The sequence below is a fragment of the Kineococcus vitellinus genome (assembly GCF_009906315.1).
GTDB lineage: Bacteria > Actinomycetota > Actinomycetes > Actinomycetales > Kineococcaceae > Kineococcus > Kineococcus vitellinus.
The window spans coordinates 1-1,081 of the sequence record NZ_JAAALL010000576.1 but is presented as its reverse complement, the minus strand read 5'-3'; the positions used below and the strand labels follow the sequence as shown (position 1 = coordinate 1,081).

The window sequence follows — 1,081 nt, the reverse complement described above, 5'->3', positions numbered from 1 at the left end:
CGGCGGCGCGGGGAGCGCGGGCGGCCGCGGTGGAGCGGGTGGCACCGCCGCGCAGGACGGGGTCGACGCCCAGCAGGTGTTCGCCGCCGCCCGCGCCGGCGACCCGCGCGCGCTCGCGGCCGTCGAGAGCGCCGGGCAGCGCCTGACCCGGGTCGTGGTGACCCTGGCCAGCCTCTTCGACCCCGAGCTCGTCGTGGTCGCGGGCGGGGTGGCCGGCTCCGCGGAGCCGCTCGTGGAGGTGGTCGCGCGCGAGCTGCCGGACTACCTCGACCCGCCCCGCCCCCTCGTGGCGGCCTCCGCCCTGGGGCGCGACGTCGTCGTGCTGGGGGCGGTCAAGCGGGCGCTGGACGAGGTGCGCTCGGACCCGCTGCGCACCGCCCCCGCGGCGGGCGCCGCCCGGTGACGCACCCCCCCGGGCCGCCCTGGGCGCCGTTGCCGCGGGCGGTCGTGGTGCTCGTCGGCGCGGCGGCCAGCGGCAAGAGCACGCTGCGCCGGCGCTGGCTGGCCGCCGGGCTGGACCCCGGGTGCGTCGTCAGCCTCGACGACCTGCGCCGGCGGCTGCGGGAGGAGGACCTGCGCCGCGGCGCCGCCGACCGCGGTGCCCAGGCGTACACGCTGCCCGCGCTGCGCCGGGCGGCGCGGCGCTGCGACGCGCTCGCTGGGTTCGGCTTCGGCTACCTCGCGGACGCCACGCACCTGCGGCGCAGCGAGCGGCGGGTGCACGTGGCCCGCGCCGCGGCGGCGGGGCTGCCGGCCGTCGCCGTCCTGCTGCCCGCCCTGGACGTGGCGCGGCTGCTGCACCGCGACGCCGCCCGGGCACCGCAGGAGCGGGTGCCCGCGGACGTCCTCGCCCGGCACGCGCACCGGCGCTCGCTGCTGACCGCGGACGGCCTGCGCGCCGACGGCTTCAGCCGCGTGCTGGAGGTTCCGGACGAACCCGGAGAACCCGCGGAACCCGCGGAACCCGCGGAACCCGCGGAACCCGCGGAACCGGAGGAACCCGGCCGCTGACGCGGTGCGCCGCCTCCTCAGCCCGGCGAGCGGCGGTGCAGCGGCGCCCGTCCCGGGGGTTGCGGCGGGC

The 1,081-nt window shown here is 81.4% G+C and carries 2 protein-coding genes; both read left to right on the top strand.

Annotated features, from left to right (window positions below):
- Positions 1–403: ROK family protein (locus GTQ99_RS23525; protein WP_166618056.1), on the top strand; the 403-nt coding region annotated here is incomplete at its 5' end.
- On the top strand, positions 400–1,011 hold the full coding sequence (locus tag GTQ99_RS23520; RefSeq protein ID WP_166618055.1) for an AAA family ATPase: 612 nt from the start codon (positions 400–402) through the stop codon (positions 1,009–1,011). The genes GTQ99_RS23525 and GTQ99_RS23520, both read left to right, overlap by 4 nt.
- Positions 1,012–1,081 lie beyond the last annotated feature (70 nt).